This is a genomic window from Nocardia coffeae, assembly GCF_019890715.1.
Taxonomy (GTDB): Bacteria; Actinomycetota; Actinomycetes; order Mycobacteriales; family Mycobacteriaceae; genus Nocardia; species Nocardia jiangxiensis.
In genome coordinates this window covers 294,966-316,366 of record NZ_JAINZY010000011.1, presented here as the reverse complement: position 1 = coordinate 316,366, position 21,401 = coordinate 294,966, and the positions used below count along the sequence as shown (strand labels likewise).

The window sequence follows — 21,401 nt, the reverse complement described above, 5'->3', positions numbered from 1 at the left end:
TTGCCCGAGGAGGCGATCGCCGCGCTGGGTGCGCAGGTGCCGCATCCGGCGCGTCTGGGTGATCCGGTCGAGTACGCGGCCCTGGCCCGGCACATCGTGGAGAACCCGATGCTCAACGGTGAGACCATTCGCCTGGATGGTGCGATCCGCATGGCACCGCGCTGAATTCGCGTCCGGCCGCACGTGCGGCCCGGTTGGCAAGAGCTGGTGCTGCGCGTCACGGACGGCTGAGGGCGGTCTCGAAGACGTCGTCTGTGGTGTTGATCGACGAGCAGAGTGCCGTGTTAGCGTGACCAATGTGTGCGCCGCGGGCTTCGATGCCGACCGAGTTGCCCTGGTCCGTGACGACCCGGACGCACGGTTGGGGCTGCTGCGCCGGCTCTACGAACCACCGCCCGATCGAGGCGCGCGGCATCTGCCGTACCGGCGGGCCGCGCTGGCCTTCATGGGCTGGCAGGTGCGGCGCGGACTGCTCAACCCCCTGACCAGCCCGGCTCCCGGCAGTCCATGGTGGCGTGCGGTCAACGAACGTCTGCTGTTGGACACGTGCGAGGCACGTGCGCGGACCTTCGGTGAAGGGGGTGAGCCCTCGACCCACAGTGCCGGGCTGTCAATGGAATTCGCGAGGCGCCCGTCGGCGCGGACGTGGTATCGCGCCCACAATGCCTCCGTCGTATCCGCCTACCTCGAGCACCGCGATCTCGCCGAGCAGGAGAATCGGGTCGAGCGGTTCTTCCTCAACGTCGTGCTGGTGCGTGTGCTCTACGCACACGCACTGGTCGCGGCCCCGCGCCTGGCACTGAGCTGGGGAGCGCCCCTCGCGCCGCTGCTGGGCGATCCGCGTCTGGGCATGACGGGCATCTTCCTGTCGCTGTCGCGTGTCCTGCCCAACAGCTATCCGCTGCCCGGTGACCTGAGCCGATACCTCGATGCCGAGCACGGGTTCGGCAGGCTGCTCGACTTCGGCGTCATCCGGCCGAGATTCGCCGATCTCTACGATTGGTCGGGCGACGAGCTCGGCATTCCGGGCCTGCGCGACCTGCTGTGCGAGGACGTTCCCGCATACGCGTGGAACCCGGCCGAGGACGAACCGTGGAATCCGACACCGACACCCCTGGCCGGGCTCGTCCGGCGGATAGTGCCGCCGCCACGACGATGAGTCGACATAGCGGCGGCCTCGAGCCGCGACCCCCCTGGCGCGTCCTCGGTCGGTACATGTTCGCGTGTTACCGCGCCGGATCTACAGTCGCTCGATGATCGTGGCGTTCGCCATGCCGCCGCCTTCGCACATGGTTTGCAGGCCGTAGCGGCCGCCGGTCTGCTCGAGCTGGTTGAGCATGGTGGTGAGCAGGCGGGTGCCCGAGCCGCCGAGTGGGTGGCCCAGCGCGATCGCGCCGCCGCGCGGGTTGAGCCGTTCCGGATCGGCGCCGAATTCGTGCTGCCACACCAGCGGAACCGGTGCGAATGCCTCGTTGACTTCGTAGGTGTCGATGGCATCGATACTCAGACCGGCCTTGTCCAGGACCTTGCGCGTGGCCGGGACGACGCCGGTCAGCATCAGCAGCGGGTCACTGCCGGTGACGGCGAAGCTGTGGAATCGGGCGCGCGGCCGCAGGCCCAGTGCGGCGGCCTTCTGCTCGCTCATGATCAGCACGGCCGATGCGCCGTCGGTCAGCGGCGAGGAGTTGCCCGGCGTTATGCGCCAATCGATTTCGGGAAACCGCTGGGCCAGGCGCTCGTCGTAGAACGAGGGCTTCAGACCCGCGAGGCTGTTCACGTCGGTGCTCGGCCGCACGGTTTCGTCGGTGGTGGCCTGCGTGTCCGGGCCGACGGCGACGGGCAGGATCTCACTGGAGAAGTCGGCCGCCGCCGCGCGGGCATGCGACCGTGCGGAGAACTCGTCCAGGGCGGTCCTGTCGAATTTCCAGCGGGCCGCGATCAGCTCGGCCGAAATGCCTTGTCCCACCAGTCCTTCGGAGTATCTCGCGGCGACGCCAGGGCCGAAGGCGTTCTTTCCCATGCTGGCGGTGCCCATCGGCACCCGGCTCATCGATTCCACGCCACAGGCGATGGCGATGTCGTACGCGCCGGAGAGGACGCCCTGGGCGGCGAAGTGGGCCGCCTGCTGGCTCGACCCGCACTGGCGGTCGATGGTCGTCGCGGGGACCGCCTCGGGAAATCCTGCTCCCAGGACAGCGCTGCGGGTGATGTTGAGGGCCTGTTCCCCCGCCTGTCCGACGCAGCCGCCGATGACGTCGTCGATCAGTGCGGGGTCGATTCCGGTGCGGTCGATCAGCCCGCGCAGCACGGCCGAAAGTAGTTCGGCCGGATGGATTTCCGACAGTTGGCCGCCGGGTTTGCCTTTACCGGACGGGGTTCGGATCGCGTCCACGATCACGGCGTTGGTCATTGGTGATTCCTCTCTTCGGGCTCGCCGGAGTCGGCTCCGGCGCGTGGTGATGCCATCGGGCTATTGCGTGTGACCGACGACTCGGCGTATAACAAAATACAAATTACGTCAGCTGTACGGTGACCTCCCCGTCGGATCGGGTCGAGTAGCCGTGGATCCGGAGGAACGATGGCGCACGTCATCACACAGCCCTGTTGCAATGACGCCGGATGCGTCGACGTCTGTCCCGTCGACTGCATCCGCCCCCGACCGGGCGAGCCGGGATACGGGCGCGCGGAACTGCTGCACATCGATCCGGTGACCTGCATCGACTGTGGCGCTTGCATCGACGAGTGTCCGGTGGACGCGATCGTCCCGGAGGGGGATCTGACCCCGGAGAACGAGCCATATCGGGAGGTCAACGCCGCGTATTTCGCCGCCGAGCGCGAACCGGTGCCACCGGCGCCCGAGGGGTTGCGGCTCGAGGTGGCCGAGCGTGGGCCGTTGCGGGTCGCGATCGTCGGGACGGGTCCGTCGGCGTGCTATGCGGCGGAGGAGTTGGTCTCGCGCCGTGACGTCGAGGTCGAGGTCACCATGTTCGAACGGCTGCCCACGCCGCTGGGACTGGTTCGGTACGGGGTCGCGCCCGATCATCAGCACACCAAACAGGTCGCGACGGCCTTCGGCCGCACGTTGAGCAGAAAGCAGGTGCGACTCGAGCTCAATGTCGAGGTCGGCGCGCACGTGAGCGTGGCGGAACTGCTCGATCATCATCACGCGGTGATCTTCGCGACCGGCGCCTCGCACGGCCGTACCCTCGCGATTCCCGGCGAACACCTGGCCGGTGTGCATACCGCGACGGACTTCGTCGGCTGGTACAACGGCCACCCCGATCATGCGCACCGGGTCTTCGATCTGTCCGGCGAGCGGGCGGTGGTGATCGGCAACGGCAACGTCGCACTCGATGTGGCCCGCATCCTGGTCACCGACATCTCTGCGCTGACCCGCACCGATATCGCCGATCACGCGCTGGAAGCCCTGGCCGCCAGCCGAATTCGCGAAGTCGTCGTCGCGGCGCGACGCGGCCCCGAACACGCGGCCTTCACCACGCCCGAACTGCTGGGGCTGGGGCAGGTGGACGGGGTGGATATCTGCTCCGGCGAGTTCGGTACGCCGGTCGAGTCGGATTCCGGTGACCCGGTGGTACGGCTCAAGACCGCGGTGGCGCGGCAACTGACCGAACGTGCTGCGGGAGCGAGCAATCGGCGCATCTCCTTCCGATACCATCTGTCTCCCAGCATCTTTCACGGAGAAACCGCCGTGGAATCGGTGGAATTCGCGCGGACCGAACCGTCCGGCGACGCGTTGCGGGAGATGGCCGGGCATGAGGTGATTCCTTGCGGTGCGGTGTTCGAATCCGTCGGCTATCGCGGAATCGCGGTGCCGGGGCTGCCATTCCAGGATTCCGCAGGGATCATTCCCAACCGTGACGGCCGAGTGATCGACGGCGCTGATCCGATACCGGGCGCGTACGTGGCGGGCTGGATCAAACGCGGCCCGTCGGGAGTGATCGGCACCAACCGGTACTGCTCGCAGGAGACCGTGCGAGCCCTGCTGGAGGACTTCGCCGCGGGACGGCTGCGGGCCCCGCGCGGCTCCCGCGAAGATCTGGCGGACGTGCTGGACCAGCGCCGACCCGAACGTCTGGGCTCGCGAGGATGGAAGTCCATCGATGCGGCCGAACGCCGGGCCGGTCGCGAGAGCGGGCGGCCCAGGGTGAAGTTCGTCGATGTCGGCGAGATGCTGTCCGCAGCCGGTGTTGCGGCGGGCGGATCTGCCGCCGGGCGTGGATGAGATTTCGAAATACATGTCGGCACAGAGGGAATGGCCGACGCGGGTGACCGCGTCGGCCATGCTGTCAGGACCTCATCAGGTCCCGGTGGATGATCTCCTTCATGATCTCGTTCGTGCCGCCGTAGATGCGCTGGATGCGCGCGTCGATGTAGGCCTTGGCGACCGGGTACTCCATCATGTAGCCGTACCCGCCGTGCATCTGGACCCCGGCGTCGATCACCTTGCCCTGCAGTTCGGTGGCCCACAGCTTCGCCTTGGCCGCGTCGACCGCGGTCAAGGTGCCGCTGTTGTATTCGCGCACACAGCGATCGATGTAGGCCCGGGACACCTCGATGGCGGTCTGCAGCTCGGCGAGGGTGAACCCGAGCCCCTGGAACTCGCCGATGTGCTTGCCGAACGCACGGCGGTCCTTGACGTAATCCAGGGTCCAGTCGAAGACCGCTTCGGCGGAAACCTGTGCGGCGATACCGATTCCGAGTCGTTCGAGCGGCAGGCTCTGCATGAGGTAGGCGAAGCCGCCGCCGACCTCACCGAGCAGATTCGCCTGTGGGACACGGACATTGTCGAAGAACAGTTCCGCGGTGTCCTGGGCGTGCAGGCCGACCTTGTCGAGCTTGCGGCCGCGGGTGAAACCGGGCGTGCCGTCCTCGACGACGAACAGGCTGAATCCGCGCGAGCCCAGATCACGATCGGTGACCGCGAAGACGATCACCAGATCGGCCAGCATGCCGCTGGTGATGAACGTCTTGGAACCGTTGATCACCCACTCCTGGCCCTCGCGCACCGCGGTGGTCTGCGCCGCCCGCAGGTCACTGCCCGCGCCCGGCTCGGTCATCGCGATGGCGCCGATCGTCTCGCCGGTGACGAAACCGGGCAGCCAGCGGGCGCGCTGGTCGGAGTCCGCATGTCGCAGCAGGTAATTCAGCACGATGTCGTCATTGGTGGAGAAGCCCGACTGCAACGCCGAGGCGCCCACGCGAGCGATCTCGGTCTGGATCGCGACCCGGAACCGGTAGTCGGTTTCGCCGGGTCCGCCGAATTCCTCGGGCACCGCCAGGCCCAGCAGTCCCTGGTGGCCCGCGGCCAGCCAGGTCTCCCGATCGATGAGCCGGTCGGCGTCCCACTTCTCCATCTTCGCGATGACGTGGCGTTCGACGAAGCCGCGGACGGTGTGCCGGAACAACTCGTGGTCGGACTCGAATAGATCTGTTTTCACTGCACTCCTTCTGTGCCGAGACGGATGCGCCTCGGCGGCACGGTCATTTCTGCTTCAGCAGTTCCTGGATCTCCCGGCGGAAGACCTGATTGGCAACTTCGTTCTGCCCCAGCACCATTCGGCCAGCGCTGGCGCTGGTCATGCCGCGCTGGGAGTCCCGCAGCAGCGGGAAGTCCTCGGCGTGCAGCACATCGAGCAGGATCTGCCAGTTCTTGTCCCACAACCGCGTCCACTTCTCCTCGGTGAGCGTGGTCTGCTCGACCGGCGGGACGATCAGGCGCATCTCCATGCGGCTGCGCTGGGGTTCGGTGGGGTGCGGCCGGAAGGTCAGCAGCTGGAAGTGGTCGGGCTGGCGCAGCAGGGTGCTGTTGGGCAGCAGGAAGTGCGTCTCGGTGACGTCGTTGGCCAGGCTGTGGTCACCGGGATCCTCCTCGATCCAGCGGTCGATCGACTTGCGCGGCGCGATGAACCGGCAGTGCCGTCCGAAATCGTCGAAGGCCAGCACATTGGTGTGGATGTGTTTGGCGGCGGTGTTGGGGTGCGCGTACTGGATGTGATAGCCGTCCAGGAAGGCATCCTGCATGATCTTCCAGTTGACCGGCTCGTCGAAGCCCTCGCTCTGCACGCACAACTTCGCACCCAGGTCGTAGGAGGCCAGGATGGCGTCCATCTCCGGGCCGAGCCAGGACGCGACGTCGATCTCGGCGTCGGCGTCGTCGATCACCCAGATGAAACCGTGGCGTTCCTCGGTGGGCAGCTCGATCAGGCCCAGTGTCTCGCGCTCGGGCTCGCCGAAGGTGTTGTCGCGGGTGATGGTTCGCAGGCTGCCGTCCATATCGTAGGACCAGCGGTGATACGGGCAGGAGAACAACCGGCACCGGCCCTTGTCCTCCTTCTCCAGCAGGGCCCCGCGATGACGGCACAGATTGACCAGGGCCTTCACTCCGCCGTCGCGCTGGCGGACCACGATGATGTTGTTGCGCGGCATCTGCAGGGTGAAGAAGTCTCCGGCCCTGGGGATTTCGGAGCCGTGCGCGACGATCGAGGGCACCCGGCCGAAGATCAGGTCGCGCTCGCGCTGGGCGACGGCGGGATCGGTGAACTCCCTGGGCTCGAACCAGGTGACATGGCCGAACTCGTCGGTGGTGTCGTTGCGCAGGTGCGTCAATGCGCGACGGATCCGTTCCTCGCGCGGTGCGCCGACCTCGGTCATGGGGTGTCTCCAATGTCTTTCAGCATGGCCCGGAGATGCACAGATGCATTCGGGATAACGTCCTGAGCTGTAAATATAGCTTCTTAAATCTAACTCATGTAGGTTTATCTGTAAACCGGCGGCGGATGGGAAGGGCAGACGATGATCGACTACACCTGGTGTCGGCGACTCGGCGAGCAGGATCGAGCCGAGGCGACGGCGCTGGTCGAGGCCGCTGCGCGCTACGACGAGGAAGCCGGGTTCTCGGTCGTGTCGGCGCGTGAGGTCGAGTCGGTCTCGACCGCGGAGCGGTCGGTGTGGCATCTGCCGATCAAGGCGCGTCGCGGTCTGAGCGTGCGTGCCGATGCGCCGCTGGTCATGGTCGCCTACCTGCATCTGTCGATCGACCCGCAGGGACAGGGGACCGTGCGGTACACCGTGCATCCGGACTATCGCTCGCGCGGCGTCACAACCCTGTTGGTCGAGGAACTGGGCCTGGATGTGGGCGAGACCGACGGCTGGTGCGGGCGGGGCGCGACGTCGCTGCGCTGCTGGGCCTACGGCAGTCACCCTGCCTCGGAGCGCCTGACCCGCCGCTTCTCCATCGCGCCGATCGCCCGGTTGTGGACGATGGCGCGACACCTGGCCGGGCCCTTCGCCGTGCCGCTGGCCCCGGCCGACGTCCCGGGCGGCATGAGCATCGAGGGGCCGGCGGACCTGACCGATGACGCCGTTGTCTCCGAAGTCCGCGATGTCCTGGCTCGGCAGGGGCTGACGCAGGCGCAGTTCGAGCAATTCCGCGCCGAGTTCGGTGAACGTACCGGCCGGGTGTTGATCGCCGCGGCGGGCAGTGACCGGCCCGCCGGTGCGGTCTGGTTCGATCCGCGGCCGACCCGGTATCTGGAGTTGCGCGCCGCGTGGGTGCGCGCGTTGATCGTGGTCCCGCAGATTCGCGGCGGCGGCTTGGGTGCCGCATTGATCACCCGCACCCTGCACGAATTGGCTTCTGCCGGAACGCAAGTGGTGCTGATGCGGATCGATCCGGATGATCACAGCGCGGTGCGCCTCGCCCGGCTGCTCTCGTTCGAGCAGGAGGAGGCGCACGCGTGCTATCAGATCGGAGAATGGGACGACGTGCCCGACCTGTCACCGAACCGGGGGAGGGGGCGGACAGAAGATCCCGCACGGGATCGGTGGTAGGCCCGGGATGTAGATCATCGGTGGCGGTGCCGGTGTGGGGCGAGCGTTGTCCGGCTGGGGATTTCGGGTGACGGCCGGTTGCGCCTGATCGTCGTGTGACGTCGTCGCGCGGTCGTCCACCGTGCTGGTCGGCGCCTGAGGTTCGGACGGAACGACATCGGCGGGACCGGCCTGCTCACCGGCGTAGATGCGTGACCAGGTCAGCACGGTGGACGCGTACGCCATCGAGTGGTTGTAGCGCAGCACCGCTCGCAGGCGCTGTTGCGGATCGCGCAGATTCGTGCCGTCCGCGCACAGGTACCGCCCGGCGGCCAGCGCGGCATCGTAGATGTTGTCCGGGTCGGTGATGCCGTCGCCGTTGCCGTCGCTGGCCCAGCGTTGCCAGGTGCCGGGCAGGAACTGCATCGGTCCGACGGCGCGAACGTAACCGGCTGCGGCCCTGATGATCTCGTTGTTCGGCAGGCTCCCGTCCAGCGCCGGGCCGCGGATCGGCGAGAGCGTCCTGCCGTGCGCGTCGAGGTCGCCGGAACGCGCATGACCGGACTCGATCCGCCCGATACCGGCCAGCAGATTCCAGGGCAGACCGCATCCGGGCCGGGTCTGCCGGAGAATCAGCTCGGCATTGCGATAGGCGGCCAGGACCTGCTCCGGAATCGCGGCGGCCGCGCTGCCGGGTGCGGGCCCGGCTGCTGCGGGAGCGGGCGGCGGCCCGGCATTCGCGACCGGCTCCTCAGCTGCCGGGTGCAGGCGCAGTGCGGGGACATCCGCGGGCACCAGTTCGGGGCCCGCTCGGTTGCGATCGGGTATCTCGTTGCGGCGCTGGGGATCCCAGGCTCGCAGCGAGGCCGACCGGCTTCGGAGTCGGCTCACCTCCGGCGGTCGAGGAGGCCGCGACCAGCAGTCCGGTGACCGCCAGTGCGGACAACAGTGCCACCGGGCGTCCGGCGGCGGAGCGATTCGTATTTCTCGATTGCGCACGACGATGTGACCGCATCGGAGAGCTCCCTGGGATCGCAGATGTGCTGTAGGCCAATGGGGTTCGGGCAGCAACGCCGCCCGGCTCCGCAGGTGTGGTAGCCCCGGGCCGTGTGAAAGCCTCCGCCGAACGAAGACTCACCGATATCATTGCACGAATTGTGTGACCCGTCTAACGTCTGACGTCTATCGTAGTTTGTATCACAGCTCGTTCGGCTCCCAGGTTCGTGGGCGCGAGCGGGCTGGTTGCCCGATGGCGCGCGGTCCAGGCGCCCGAGCTCGGCCGAGGAGAGAACATGGGTGTCGAAGTCAGCACCACGGGAATCACCAAAAGTTTTGGTGCGCAGACAATTTGGCGGGACGTCAGCCTGACGTTGCCGGCCGGGGAGGTCAGCGTCCTGCTCGGTCCTTCCGGTACGGGCAAATCGGTGTTCCTGAAGTCGCTGATCGGCCTGCTGCGGCCCGAAAGTGGCGCGATCCACGTCGACGGAACCGACATCATGATGTGCTCGACCGCGCAGCTGTACGAGATCCGCAAGCTTTTCGGCGTGCTGTTTCAGGACGGGGCGCTGTTCGGGTCCATGAGCCTGTTCGACAACGTCGCCTTCCCGCTCCGGGAGCACACCCGCAAGACCGAGTCGCAGATCCGGCGGATCGTGCTGGAGAAGCTCGAGCTGACCGGTCTGCTCGGTGCGGAGGACAAGCTACCCGGCGAGATCTCCGGCGGGATGCGCAAACGCGCCGGACTTGCGCGGGCGCTGGTGCTGGATCCGGAGATCATCCTGGTGGACGAGCCGGACTCGGGACTGGATCCGGTGCGCACCACGTACATCAGTCAGCTGTTCCTGGATATCAACGCCCAGATCGATGCCACGTTCCTGATCGTCACGCACAACATCAATCTCGCGCGCACGGTGCCGGACAACATCGGCATGCTGTTCCGGCGCGAACTGGTGATATTCGGCCCGCGCGAGGTGCTGCTGACCTCCGAGGAGCCGGTGGTGAAGCAGTTCCTCAACGGCCGCATGGTCGGTCCGATCGGTATGTCCGAGGAGAAGGACGAGGCGCAGCGCGAACGGGAACAGGCGCTGGTCGAGGCCGGTCATCATGCGGGCGGGGTGGACGAGATCGAGGGCATCATTCCGCAGATGCAGGCCACCCCCGGAATGCCGGAGCGGCGTGCGGTCGCACGGCGGCGGACGCGGGTGCGCGAGATGCTGCATACCCTTCCGCCCGCGGCGCGGGCCGCGGTGCAGGCGAGTGTTGCCGAAGGGGATGAGTTCGAGGTCGGCGCCGGCCATCCGCGGTCGTCCGCGGTGCCGGACCTTGCGGAACGCTGAGCCGACACAGAGCTGTTTTACATAAAACGATTGACGTCACTCGTAAAACAACGTATGTTTGCTGTGAGCCACGACACGTGGTGCATCCCTTGGAGATTCGGATCACGACGAGGTGCCGGGTCGGCATCCAGGGTGCTGGTGGCTCCACTGCTCGCCGTTCAGTACGGCGACTGCGGTCTCGTGAAATCGGAGTATCGAACAATGACGCTCGAAGGCAATGTCGCCGAACCGATCTGGAATGCCGCGATCGATTCGCGGGCCCCCGTATATGTGCGGGGCGTGGTGCCGGTAATCCGGCGCCGCGCGAATCGAATCGACTTCCCGGTCGTCCGACACGTGACCGCGCAGTACTTCTCCCATTGCGGCGCTGACCGGCATCATCTTCGTGTCACTCGGGCCGAGCCGACGCTCCAGGCGTCCGAACCCGGTCGGCCCGGTGTGGTCGAGTTCGCCTGGCATCCGGCGTATAGATCTGAAAACCATTGCACTGCAATGACTGTCATCCTCGGCGTCAAATCTCAGCTCTGAGAATTTCGCACACGCCATCCGCCAGAAACATCTCACGGCGCAGTTGTCGCATGCGTCGACATCCATGGAGGGAGGTGCCCGATGAACATCGCGCAGGCACCGATGATCGCCCACGCAGTACCCGCCCCCGGCGGGCCACCGGCCGAACATCGCGACGACCCGTTGCCCACGGCGCCGTCCCGCATGCACCGGGCGCTGGCGCATCTACGGCGAGCGCCGCGTGACAGCCTGGCGACCCTCGGCAGGTCCGCGCATCTGACCGCCGCGGTGGTGCGCTACTCGGTCGTCGACACGGTGCGGCTGCGGATGCCGGTGTACGAACTGGTCGATCAGATGTGGTTGCTGCTCAAGGTCACTGCGCTACCGGCCCTGCTGATGGCGATTCCGATCGGCGCGGAGGTGTCGGTCGAGGTGGGCGGCATCATGAATCAGGTAGGGGCCAATTCGCTGGCGGGCGCGGCCAGCGGGCTCGGCGTCGTCGGCCAGGGCGCGCCGATGGCCGCCGGCCTGCTGATGAGCGGTGCGGCGGCCTCGGCGATCGCCTCGGACCTGGGCGCGCGGTCGATCCGCGAGGAGATCGACGCGATGCGCGTGATGGGCGTGGATCCCGTCGAGCGACTGGTGATGCCGCGGTTCATCGCGATGATCGTGATCGCTCCGGTGCTGTGCATCATCATCGTCGCGGCGGGTGTGTTCGCGGGCCTGATCATCTCCGCGAATGTGAACAACGTTGTGCCCGGGAGCTTCTGGCAGTCGTTCGGTGCCTTCGCGACGCCGACCGATCTGGCGTTCTCGGTGCTCAAATCGCTGGTCTTCGCCGCCATCGTGGTGTTGATCGCGAGCCTGCGCGGCCTCGAGGCCAAGGGCGGTCCGAAGGGTGTGGCCAATGCCGTCAACGCGTCGGTCGTGCTGAGCGTGTTCTGCATCTTCATGACGAACCTGCTCATCAGCCAGCTGCAGATGATGTTCTTCCCGGCCCGATTGGCATGATGATGAGTACTTCGTCGCACCACTCGAATACGTTGCTCGCCTTGGTATCCCGACCACTGCACGCGCTCGGCCGCGGTGTGGGCGATGCGGTCGGGGAGATCGGACAGGTCGCGGTCTTCGTCGGCAAAACCCTTGCGCTGCTGCCGGTCACGGTTCGGCACTACCGCAAACAGACGATCAAGACGATGAACAACATGGCCTGGGGCAGTGGCTCGCTCATCGTCGACGGCGGCGTGGTCAGCCTGATGTTCTTCCTCGGCGTCGCGGTCGGCGCGGTCGTGGCCATCGAGGCGTTCATGGCGTTCGATCTGCTGGGTTTCGGCGCGCTGACCGGAATCATCGGATCCTTCGGCAATATTCGCGTCATCGCCCCGATCATCACCGGCATCGGGTTCGCCGCCCAGGCCGGCTGCCGGATGACCGCCGAGATCGGCGCGATGCGCATCTCCGAGGAGATCGACGCCACCGAATCCATGGGGCTGCGGGCGATTCCGTTCGTCGTGGGCACCCGGCTCATCGGCGGAATGCTGGTGGTGTTGCCCGGATATCTGATGGCGCTGGTCGTCGCCTTCTTCACCGGCGGGATCATCGTGAAGGTTTTCGACAATCAGCCGCACGGCACCTACGACCACTACTTCGCGCAATTCCTGAGCTGGCCGGATCTGGGGGCCTCGGTGCTCAAGGCGGTGGCGTTCTGCGCGATGGTCACGGTGATCCATTGCTATTACGGCTATTTCGCCTCCGGAGGCCCCGCGGGTGTCGGCGCGGCGTCGGGTCGCGCCATCCGGGCGAGCCTGGTCGCGATCGTTGTACTGAATTTCGTTATGACAGTGGCGATCTGGGGACTTAGCCCCCTGCTCGTATTCAAGGGATAGGTCGATGGCCAAGACACGCAATCAGGACTTCCTGCGCGGCACCGACCGCGATCAGAAACGTATCGTCGAGCTCGCCGCTGCCGGGGTCGCCGTCACGGTCGCCGCGGTACTGGTGATCACCCTGTGGGTGTATCCGCGCTATCACAAGCCGTCCGGTCTGGCCCTGAATATCGAAGTGCCCTATGTCGGTCCGGGCGTCGGCACCGGGACGAAGGTGATTCTGCATGGTGCGGAGATCGGCGAGGTCACCGGGCTCGAGAAGACCGATCCGGGCACGGTGCGGATGAGCCTGCAGCTGCAATCGGGGATCTCCGAGCGGCTGACCGACGACTTCGACCTGGATTTCCGTCCGCAGAACTACTTCGGCATCAGCGCGGTCGATCTGATCGCCCATCCGGAGGGAGATCGGCTGGTGTCCGGTAGCACGCTGGACAAGACGCCCACCGGCGACTTCACCATGTCGACGATGCTGGAAAAGGGTTCGCTGGCGGTCGACGGGACACTGACCCAGTCGATGGTGACCAGCTTGAACAAGGTCATCCGCTACACCGACGGACTGACGCCGCTGATCCAATCCGGAATCGTCCTCGCCGATCGGGTGGCGGCCACCCAGCAGGCGCTGCCGACCGAACTGATGCGTCGCGCCGACGACATCCTCGCGGTCATGCCCGCGTTCGGGACCCAGGCGATCGACGCTCTCTACAACATCTACAACAGTGAATACAACCGGCGAGCGGACGGGTCGGTGGGCGTGGACGACGCGTTCATGGACAAGACCGACGAAGGTCTGGGCCTGGCCGCCAACAGCCTGTTCGGCAAGGCCGGTCACCTGCTCGCCTCGCACGGCGCGCAGCTCACCCCGGTCACCCAGCTCGTCGCGGCGTTGACCGATGTCATGCCGCACATGCTCGGCGGCGGCACCGCCCCCGGCAAGGTGATGACGCTGATCGACCGCTACAACGCCGCCTTCACCGGCAGCGGCGGTCACAAGACCCTGAATCTGCGCATCATCGTGGACGATCTGCCGATGTTCGCCACACCGTTGGCGCTGACCGGGATTCCGACCACGCCGGCCGGGGAGGGACACCGATGAGCCCACGGACCAAACTGTTCATCACGCTGGGCAAGCTCGGCGTCGCCGCGGTCGTGGCGGTGGTGTTGTTCTCGATCATTCTCAGCGCGATCAAGAACCCGGTACAGGGTGCGACCAACAGCTACACCGCCGAGTTCACCGATGTGTCCGGGCTGCACGTCAATGGTGACATCCGAACGAAAGGCGTTCGGGTGGGGAAGGTTTCGGCGATCAAGCTCACCCGGGAGAACGGTGCGAGCATCGCGCGGGTGAGCTTCTCGCTCGAGCGTCCGTACCGGTTGCTGGACAACACCCTGCTCGCCGTGAAGTACCAGAACCTCACCGGGGTTCGGTACGTCGACCTGCAGGAGCCGGACCGGCCGGGCCGTACGGTGCACACGCTGGGTACCGATCGGACCCGCCCCTCGTTCGACATCACCCAGTTGTTCAACGGCCTGCAGCCGGTGCTGAACACGATGAGCACCAACGAGATCAACACCTTCATGCAGAACGCCATCACCCTGTTGCAGGGAGACGGATCGGGCCTGGCGCCGATGCTCGACAGCGTGCAGCGGCTCGCCGATCTCGCGCACGACCGCGAACAGGTCCTCTCGGTGCTCGTCAGCAACCTCTCGCGGATCTCGGATTCGATGGGCGGCAGGTCACCGGAGGTGCAGGATTTTCTGAAGTCGATGAGTTTCCCGGTCGCCAAGGCGATGACCGTGCTGAGTCAGTTCCCGAAGACGGCGAAATTCGGACCCGAGTTCCTCACACCGATCCACCAGTTGCTCATCCAGCTCGGTCTCGCCCGCGGCGTGAACGTCGACCAGATCCTGTCCCACGCCTTCGCCTCCCTGCCGCAGGCCGCCGAGGCGTTGCGGTTGTTGCCGGTGGCGTTCGCCGGGCTGCAGCTGCCGCAGACCTCGGCCACTGCCGCGTCGATGAACTGCAGCAACGGAGTCGCCCAACTTCCCACGGAGGTCAAGGTTTTGCTGAACGGGAGCGAGGTCGTGCTGTGCCGGACCCGATGACGAGCGGAGCCCGCCCCCGCGCGATACGCGCGCTGGTGCGGCGGGCTTGCGCCAGTGAGATTCTGCTCGGAACGGCGGTACTGGTGACGGCGGTCGTGGCGCTGGGCGCGACGACCGTGTTCTACACCCATCCGGTCGCGCAACGCACCGTGTCGTTCGAGACCACCGACGCATCGGCGCTGTCGACCGGTGAGGAGGTCCGGGTCGCCGGGATCACCGTCGGCAAGATCACCAAGCTGTCGTTCCGGCCGGACACGGTGTTGGTCGACGCCCGGGTCTCGGACGACACGTTCATCGGCGACGATTCTCGCGTTCAGGTCCGAATGCTCACGCCGGTAGGCGGTTACGCGGTGACCCTCGTTCCGCTGGGCAATTCCCCGCTAGGCTCGCGCGTCATTCCGCTCGACCACGTGACCGTCCCGTATTCGATCGGGGACGTACTGCAGGCCGCACCGCACGTGACCGATGAGGTTCAGGGCAGCACGGCGAACGCGAACATCGATCAGGTAGCCGAAGCGCTGCAACACAATTCGACGTCGGTCGGGTCCTTGATCTCCGGGATGAACAGCATCGCCGCGGTGATGGATCGCCAGCGTACGCAGGTCGAGCAGATCACCGGGCTGGCCTCGGAGTACATGAAGTCGTTCAACGGCAACCGGGACTTCGTGTTCGACCTGATCCGCCAGATCGACATGGTCGTGACCACCTACGACAACGCACATGTCGGCTTCAACGAGGCCTACAGCCTGCTCGGCGACGTCCTCATGCGAGTGCAGCCGGAGATGAAGTTCTATCTCGACCACAAGGACCAGGTGCGCGGTGCGGTGGACCAGGTACGCACGTCGATCGAGAGCTTCCAGGCGAATATCGGACCCGCCATCGACAAACTGAAGGGACTGCGAGCCCAGCTCGAGGCGTGGCTGACCCCGAAGGGGCTGGCCACGATCGCCGGCGGCACCGTGCTGTCCTCCGACCTCTGTGTTCCGCTTCCCGGACGGACGTGCTGAAATGACGAAACGGAACAAGTATCTGATCGGCACCGGTGCGGTACTCACGCTCGCACTGGTCGGCGGCCTCGGCTTTGCCACTGTCGATCCGACAGGCCCGCAAGCACATTCGGGATTCTGTGCCCGGATGCCCGACGCGATCGGGCTGTATCCGGGTAATCCCATCACCCAGATGGGTTTGCAGGTCGGTCACGTGGACCGCATCGAACCCGAGGGCGATCACGTGCGGGTGTCGTTCACTCTCGACGGCGGGCGCCGATTCCCCGTCGACGTGCGCGCGGTCACGCGCTCGAAGTCGATCCTCGCCGACCGCAGCGTCGAACTGGTGGGCAACTACCGGACCGGACCGGAACTCGCCGCAGGACAGTGCATCCCGCAGGAGCACAGCTTCACTCCCAAGAGCATCTCCGAAATCGCCGGCTCGGCAGCGGATTTCATCAACGCGCTGAGTCCGAACGACAACCGGGAGAGCTTCGAGAAGGCGATATCCGGATTCGACCAGGCACTGCGCGGACAGGGCGGCAACGCGCGGACGATGATGCTGCACGCCGCCGCGGCGGCGTCGAGCCCGGACCGGTTGACCGCCGATATCGGTTCCATCATCCAGAACATGGCACCGCTGACCGACGAAGCGCTACAGCGATGGCCCGCGATCCGATCCATCATGGATCAGCTGCCCGCTGTGGTCGGCGCCGGTATCGATCTGTTTCCCGGAGTCGTGGACGTGTGTGTCGGTGTCGGCTGGCTGGTGAACGTGTTGCACGATGTGCAGACCAATTACGGCGGACTGCTCTGGCCGCAGTTGCAGGGCCCGGTCGCCGACGCCATCCACCTGGCGGCAAGTCATTCCAAAGATATTGCAGGACTGCTGGATTCGATACCGTCGATTGCCGCGACACTGCGTCAGCAGGCCGCGAACAACGGCGGGATGTCGATCGATTACCGGCCGCCCACCGTGCGGGTCGACTCTCCGGCGGCCCCGGCGCTGTGCGCGGCAGCGAACCACTCACAACCTGGGAGCTGCTCGCTCGCCGACGGGCACGTCCAGGTTCCGGTTGCGGGGTTGTTGGGCCTGGTACTCGCGAAAGGTCAGCGATGAAGACATCCATGCGATGGAAAACCGGCGCCGTGGCGACGATGCTCGGGTGCAGCGTGCTGGCGACATGCGCGTGTACCGCGGTGCGGCCGGATGATCTGCCCTCGGTGCGAGGCGGAGTGGGTGCGAGCCATCAGCTCGGGCTGCAGTTCGCCAGCACGATGAATCTGCCCACCGGGGCCGATGTGATGATGGACGGCCTGCGCGTCGGTGAGGTCGAAAGCCTCTCTGTGGCAGAAAAATTCGTCGACGTCACGGTCGGTGTGAAGGACGGGACGAAGATTCCCGCGGACGTGCACGCGGTCATCCGCCAGAACACCCTGCTGGGCGACACCTATATCGCGCTCGATCACGGAACGGTGGTGCACGGGCCGTACCTGCCGCCGGGCGGCACGGTGACGGTCGATCACACGAGTTCGCCGCCGCAACTGGAGGACACGATGGCCGTGCTGGCCTATTTCGTCAACGGCGGCAGCATCCAGAAGATCGAGGACTCCATGACCGGAATCAATGCCGTCATGCCCAAGCCTCGCAACGTCCAGCGCCTCGCGACGGTGGTCGCCGGGGACATGCGCAATCTGGCCGGTGACACGAACGAAATCGACCGCATGCTGAACGGTTTCTCCGCGACCGGCGCCGCGATCGACGCCAAGGGACAGACCCTGGCGACCTTGTTCTCGCAGCCGACCGTGCACTACTGGCGCCGCACCGCGGTGAACATCGTGTCCTACATCAGCCAGATCCTCCCCTCGGTCGGCAGCGTGTACGAGGGCGGCCTGTGGATGGTGCCGATGCTGAACTCGCTGGCCGCGACCGGCGCTGTCGGGCGCGGTATCTGGGACGACGCGCCCGCGGACACAGCCGAGTTGTCGGACTTCCTGCGCACGACGCTGCTGCCTTTCGCCCAGAATCCGTCGGTCGACATCCGCTCGATCGATACGGCCGAGGGGGACGAGATCGTCGGAGACGTCCAGAATCTGATGCGCATGCTGGGAGCGGTGAAATGAGCCTCAAGACCGTCGCATCGATCGTCGGCATGGCGGTCCTGGCCGGATCCTCGTTCGTCTACATGAACCACGTCGGCCTGGATATCGTTCTGCTACAACATGTTCGAACCGCCAGCATGTCGATTCCCGACACCAACGGCCTGGCGGTCGGTTCCCGGGTCCTGCTGCGCGGCGTAGCGATCGGACATGTCACCGGCATCACCCCCGGGGCGGACCATGCCGAGATCTCGTGGAACTACGACAACGGGTACCGCATTCCCATGGACAGCAGATTCCGGGTGGACAACCTCTCGGCGCTGGGGGAGGCGTACGTGGCGGTATCCCCGGCGACCGAGTCCGGTCCCTATCTCGCCGACGGCGCCACCGTGCCTGCGGCCCACGTGGTCGTGCCGACCACCTTCCAGGAACTGTCGGCGCGGCTGACCCGGATGCTCGAGCAGGTCGAGCCCGATCGGGTCCGCGAGATCTTCGAGACCATCGATGTCGCGCTGCCCGACGACTCCTGGATCCTCGGCGACCTGTCCCGAGCTGGTCAATTGCTGGCCCAGACCCTGACACAGCGATCGGGTGATCTGACCCGACTGCTCAGCAAGCTACAACCGTTGCTGCAGGGCACCGGCACGGTGCCCGATGATCTCGCCGGTGCCGCACCTCGGCTGGCCGCGTTCGGTTCGGGATTCGACGACATGCTCGGCGGCGTGCACTTCGCCGCGTCCTTCGGGCCGCTGACCAGCATTCGGGACGGTGCTGCCCCGCTGATCGATCAGCTGCAGGCGTTCCTGGACAAGAGCGCGGGCGATCTGCACACCCTGGGCGTGGATCTGCTGCCCGGCGTCCGCGCCGGGGCGGCGGCGATGTCGACCGTGGACGTCGGGCGGCTGCTGGACAACGCGCTCGATTCGACCTCATCGGGTGATGCGATCACCGTGCACCTGCGACCCCCGGGGAGGTAGCCCCTGCACCCACCGCGACAGCGATTTTCGTGACCATCCCCGTTCGAAGAAGGCTTCCATGACCAATTCCACTTCCGTGCTCACCGATCCCGAATCCGACACCGGGGCAGCCACATCCGACGAGCCGCAGGACGCCGCACGTCGGCGCTCGGCGGCGCTGTCCGCCGCGCTGCGTCGTGGCCGGAGAACCGGAGATTCCTCGATCAAGCTGAAAACCGTTGCCGTCGGGGTGGTCATCCTGGTCCTGGTGGTCGCGGTGGCGGTGCTCGGCTGGCAGTTGAGCGACAAGAGCGATCAGATCGACGCCGCGCGAGCCGATCAGGCCGGAACCGCGCACGCCGAACAGGTCGCCCTCGACTACGCCACGGCCGCCGCCCAGATGAACTTCCAGGACCTGGCCTCCTGGCGCACGCGCCTGACCAAGGGCACCAGCCCGGAACTGTCGAACCGGCTGACCCAGGCTGCCGGTTCGATGGAGCAGATCATCACCCCGCTGCAATGGGTATCGACAGCGAAACCCGTTGCCGCCAAAGTACGTTCGGACAACAACGGCATCTACGCAGTGGACTGCTTCGTCAGCGTGCTGACCAAGAACAGTCAGGCGCCGGAGGGCATCCAGTCGACCGCGACCTATCAGTTGACCTTGGACAGCCACAACAACTGGACCATCACCGATATCGGCGGTATCGGATCCGCCCTGAACGGCGCCGCCGCGCCGCGGTGAGCGTCACGCCGGGCCCGGTGCATACCGACTGCGGTGTGCACCGGGCCCGGACGTGTGCCGGGGCGGTCGCCGCGACGGGTCAGGGAAGCAGCGCCGGAAGCAGGAAGGTGCGCAGTCGCGCCCGGATGGTGTCCAGGTTCTCGGCCTCGGGGGTCGATCCGCGGGCGATGTAGTACATCTCGAGCTCCGAGATCCATTCGCACAGCAGCCGGAGATCGAGATCGGCGCGGATCGTGCCGGTGGCCTGGGCTCGGGCCAGGATCGGTTGCCACAGTTCGTAGGTCAGCTCGCGGGCCCGGCCGGACTCGGTGAGCAGCCGTGCGGCCAGCACCATTTCCGCCGGTGACACCAGGCGGTGGACCATCGGGTCGCGGCGACCGCGGCGGACGTCCTCGCAGATGCCCTCGACGATGCTGTCCTCGATGGTGGGTCGCCGGGCGATGAACTCGCGTGCGGAAGCCATGTTCGCGCGGGCGCGGCGCACCACCGATTCGGTCACCAGCGCATCGCGATCGGCGAAGTAGCGATACACCGTCGCGCGCGAACTCGAGGCGGCCTTGGCCACGTCTTCCATGGTGGTGCCCGCGATGCCCAGGCGAGCGAAACAGGACTCCGCCGCGGCGAGGATGGCCGATCGGGTATCGGCCGGGCGCTCGATCTCGGTGCCGCGTGCAGTCACGAGGCAACGGTACCAAGTTATCGCGTAATCGAAAACCTTTAGATAAGACACTAGACAATCATTGTCTCGTGTGCCACTCTCGGATCATGGAGCGCGACGAGAAGATCAGGCTCACGAAGCGGCTCATCGCCCACGTGGACAACAACACCACCGACTATGCGGAAGACCTTCTCCGCGTGTCCTTTTCGGTATTCGACGATCCCGAGCTGGCGGACAAGGAACGCGCCGTGGTGCGGCGATTCCCGCATATCGTGGCGCACGTGGACGAGCTGGCGAAGGCCGGCGATTTCCTGACCACCGAGCTGATCGGGACGCCGCTGCTGGTGGTCAGGCAGAGTGACGGCAGTGTGAAGGCGTTCTCCAACGTCTGCCGCCACCGCGGAGCCAAGGTCGAATTCGCCGAGTCCGGCTGCAAGCGCGTGTTCGCGTGCCGCTACCACAACTGGTCCTACGGCAAGGACGGTTCGCTGCGGGGCATGCCGCATGCCGAAGGCTTCGACGGCATGGATCGCGGCGACTACGGCCTGGTCGAGTTTCCGTGCGAGGTCCGGCACGGGCTGGTCTGGGTGGTGCCGACCGTCGGCGCGAGCCTGGACATCGCGGCGATCCTGGGGGACAAGCACGACGCGGAGGTCACCGATACCGGGATGGGCGGGTCGTACCAGGTGCGCAAGGAGACCTGGCGGCTCGAGATGAACTGGAAGATCGCCGTGGACGGGGTGCAGGATTCGTATCACCTGTGCCAGTTGCACACCAAGACGGTGTGCAACTATCTCGAGGGCAATATCACCGCCTTCGACCCGGTCGGCCGTTCGTGGCGACTCGTGGTGGCGCGCAAGGCGATCACCGAGGTGCGCGACGCCGATCCGGATTCGTTCGACGTCCGCGACTACTCGCTGGCCAACTACACGATCTATCCCGGAACCATGCTGGTGACCGAGCCCAACCACTTCGAGATCTGGACGATCGTCCCGGACGCGCAGGATCCGAACGTCAGCTACTGCACCATCCGGTTGCTGTCCCCGCGCAAACCGGAGACGCCGCGGGAGGAACGGATCCTGGAGAAGAACTGGGATCTGCTGATGGAGACGTTGCACGCCGAGGACTGGTTCGTCACCAAGACCATCACCGACAATGCCGCGCACGGTCAGGTCACCGAATTGATCTACGGGCGAAACGAATTGCCGGGTCAGGTTTTTCACCAGATGGTCGCCGACGATGTGGCACGGTACGACACCGAGCGCGGTGCTCGGCCGGTCGCGGTCCAGTAGCC

General features: G+C 66.1%; 20 protein-coding genes and 1 pseudogene. 16 read left to right on the top strand and 5 right to left on the bottom strand.

Annotated elements, in window-relative coordinates; translation table 11 throughout:
- Positions 1–165: pseudogene (locus K7711_RS33825) on the top strand (3-hydroxyacyl-CoA dehydrogenase); the annotation flags it as partial.
- Between the two features lie 124 nt (positions 166–289).
- Complete coding sequence (locus K7711_RS33820; RefSeq protein WP_222974573.1) at positions 290–1,159, top strand: hypothetical protein; 870 nt, start codon at positions 290–292, stop codon at positions 1,157–1,159.
- An 81-nt stretch (positions 1,160–1,240) separates the two neighbouring features.
- Here the strand turns inward: K7711_RS33820 and K7711_RS33815 are convergent, their stop codons facing one another.
- A complete protein-coding gene (locus K7711_RS33815) occupies positions 1,241–2,410 on the bottom strand; it encodes a thiolase family protein (protein ID WP_222974571.1) in 1,170 nt (389 codons plus the stop codon).
- 168 nt (positions 2,411–2,578) lie between these two features.
- Here K7711_RS33815 and K7711_RS33810 point away from each other — a divergent pair, with 168 nt between their 5' ends.
- Positions 2,579–4,243 (top strand): FAD-dependent oxidoreductase, encoded by a 1,665-nt coding sequence (locus tag K7711_RS33810; RefSeq protein ID WP_222974568.1) that lies wholly within the window; start codon positions 2,579–2,581, stop codon positions 4,241–4,243.
- Between the two features lie 64 nt (positions 4,244–4,307).
- Here the strand turns inward: K7711_RS33810 and K7711_RS33805 are convergent, their stop codons facing one another.
- Both K7711_RS33805 and K7711_RS33800 read right to left on the bottom strand, forming a co-directional pair.
- Positions 4,308–5,459 carry an acyl-CoA dehydrogenase family protein gene (locus K7711_RS33805; protein WP_222974566.1) on the bottom strand — a complete coding sequence of 384 codons (1,152 nt, stop codon included), beginning with the start codon at positions 5,457–5,459 and terminating at the stop codon, positions 4,308–4,310.
- A gap of 43 nt (positions 5,460–5,502) precedes the next feature.
- Positions 5,503–6,672: an aromatic ring-hydroxylating oxygenase subunit alpha gene (locus tag K7711_RS33800; RefSeq protein ID WP_040819781.1), complete on the bottom strand. Its 1,170-nt coding sequence runs from the start codon at positions 6,670–6,672 to the stop codon at positions 5,503–5,505.
- A gap of 141 nt (positions 6,673–6,813) precedes the next feature.
- On the opposite strand from K7711_RS33800, the gene K7711_RS33795 reads away from it, so the two are divergent.
- Positions 6,814–7,851 carry a GNAT family N-acetyltransferase gene (locus K7711_RS33795; RefSeq protein ID WP_222974565.1) on the top strand — a complete coding sequence of 346 codons (1,038 nt, stop codon included), beginning with the start codon at positions 6,814–6,816 and terminating at the stop codon, positions 7,849–7,851.
- On the opposite strand, the gene K7711_RS33790 is transcribed toward K7711_RS33795, so the two are convergent.
- Complete coding sequence (locus tag K7711_RS33790) at positions 7,798–8,721, bottom strand: lytic transglycosylase domain-containing protein (RefSeq protein WP_222974563.1); 924 nt, start codon at positions 8,719–8,721, stop codon at positions 7,798–7,800. The genes K7711_RS33795 and K7711_RS33790 overlap by 54 nt on opposite strands.
- A 401-nt stretch (positions 8,722–9,122) precedes the next feature.
- Between K7711_RS33790 and K7711_RS33785 the strand changes: the two genes are divergently transcribed.
- The 11 genes from K7711_RS33785 to K7711_RS33735 all read left to right on the top strand — a co-directional run bounded on the left by K7711_RS33785 (position 9,123) and on the right by K7711_RS33735 (position 19,449).
- On the top strand, positions 9,123–10,166 hold the full coding sequence (locus K7711_RS33785) for an ABC transporter ATP-binding protein (protein ID WP_222974562.1): 1,044 nt from the start codon (positions 9,123–9,125) through the stop codon (positions 10,164–10,166).
- 201 nt (positions 10,167–10,367) lie between these two features.
- Positions 10,368–10,694 carry a hypothetical protein gene (locus K7711_RS33780; protein ID WP_222974560.1) on the top strand — a complete coding sequence of 109 codons (327 nt, stop codon included), beginning with the start codon at positions 10,368–10,370 and terminating at the stop codon, positions 10,692–10,694.
- A 183-nt stretch (positions 10,695–10,877) separates the two neighbouring features.
- Positions 10,878–11,684, top strand: coding sequence for an MlaE family ABC transporter permease (locus K7711_RS33775; RefSeq protein WP_222974632.1), 807 nt, complete (start codon positions 10,878–10,880; stop codon positions 11,682–11,684).
- 2 nt (positions 11,685–11,686) lie between these two features.
- Positions 11,687–12,559 (top strand): MlaE family ABC transporter permease, encoded by an 873-nt coding sequence (locus tag K7711_RS33770; protein WP_222974558.1) that lies wholly within the window; start codon positions 11,687–11,689, stop codon positions 12,557–12,559.
- A 4-nt stretch (positions 12,560–12,563) separates the two neighbouring features.
- A complete protein-coding gene (locus K7711_RS33765) occupies positions 12,564–13,652 on the top strand; it encodes an MlaD family protein (RefSeq protein WP_222974556.1) in 1,089 nt (362 codons plus the stop codon).
- Positions 13,649–14,662, top strand: coding sequence for an MlaD family protein (locus K7711_RS33760; RefSeq protein WP_222974554.1), 1,014 nt, complete (start codon positions 13,649–13,651; stop codon positions 14,660–14,662). Before K7711_RS33765 ends, K7711_RS33760 begins: the two co-directional genes overlap by 4 nt.
- Complete coding sequence (locus K7711_RS33755) at positions 14,659–15,669, top strand: MlaD family protein (protein ID WP_222974552.1); 1,011 nt, start codon at positions 14,659–14,661, stop codon at positions 15,667–15,669. Before K7711_RS33760 ends, K7711_RS33755 begins: the two co-directional genes overlap by 4 nt.
- A gap of 1 nt (position 15,670) precedes the next feature.
- Positions 15,671–16,768, top strand: a complete 1,098-nt coding sequence (locus tag K7711_RS33750) for an MlaD family protein (protein ID WP_222974550.1) — start codon at positions 15,671–15,673, stop codon at positions 16,766–16,768.
- Positions 16,769–16,776: 8 nt separating this feature from the next.
- Complete coding sequence (locus K7711_RS33745; RefSeq protein WP_235748155.1) at positions 16,777–17,772, top strand: MlaD family protein; 996 nt, start codon at positions 16,777–16,779, stop codon at positions 17,770–17,772.
- Positions 17,769–18,725, top strand: coding sequence for an MlaD family protein (locus tag K7711_RS33740; RefSeq protein ID WP_222974546.1), 957 nt, complete (start codon positions 17,769–17,771; stop codon positions 18,723–18,725). Before K7711_RS33745 ends, K7711_RS33740 begins: the two co-directional genes overlap by 4 nt.
- 58 nt (positions 18,726–18,783) lie before the next feature.
- On the top strand, positions 18,784–19,449 hold the full coding sequence (locus tag K7711_RS33735) for a hypothetical protein (RefSeq protein ID WP_235748154.1): 666 nt from the start codon (positions 18,784–18,786) through the stop codon (positions 19,447–19,449).
- A 79-nt stretch (positions 19,450–19,528) separates the two neighbouring features.
- Here K7711_RS33735 and K7711_RS33730 read toward each other — a convergent pair whose 3' ends face one another.
- On the bottom strand, positions 19,529–20,128 hold the full coding sequence (locus tag K7711_RS33730; protein WP_222974544.1) for a TetR/AcrR family transcriptional regulator: 600 nt from the start codon (positions 20,126–20,128) through the stop codon (positions 19,529–19,531).
- 86 nt (positions 20,129–20,214) lie between these two features.
- Here K7711_RS33730 and K7711_RS33725 point away from each other — a divergent pair, with 86 nt between their 5' ends.
- Positions 20,215–21,399 carry an aromatic ring-hydroxylating oxygenase subunit alpha gene (locus tag K7711_RS33725; RefSeq protein WP_222974541.1) on the top strand — a complete coding sequence of 395 codons (1,185 nt, stop codon included), beginning with the start codon at positions 20,215–20,217 and terminating at the stop codon, positions 21,397–21,399.
- Positions 21,400–21,401 lie beyond the last annotated feature (2 nt).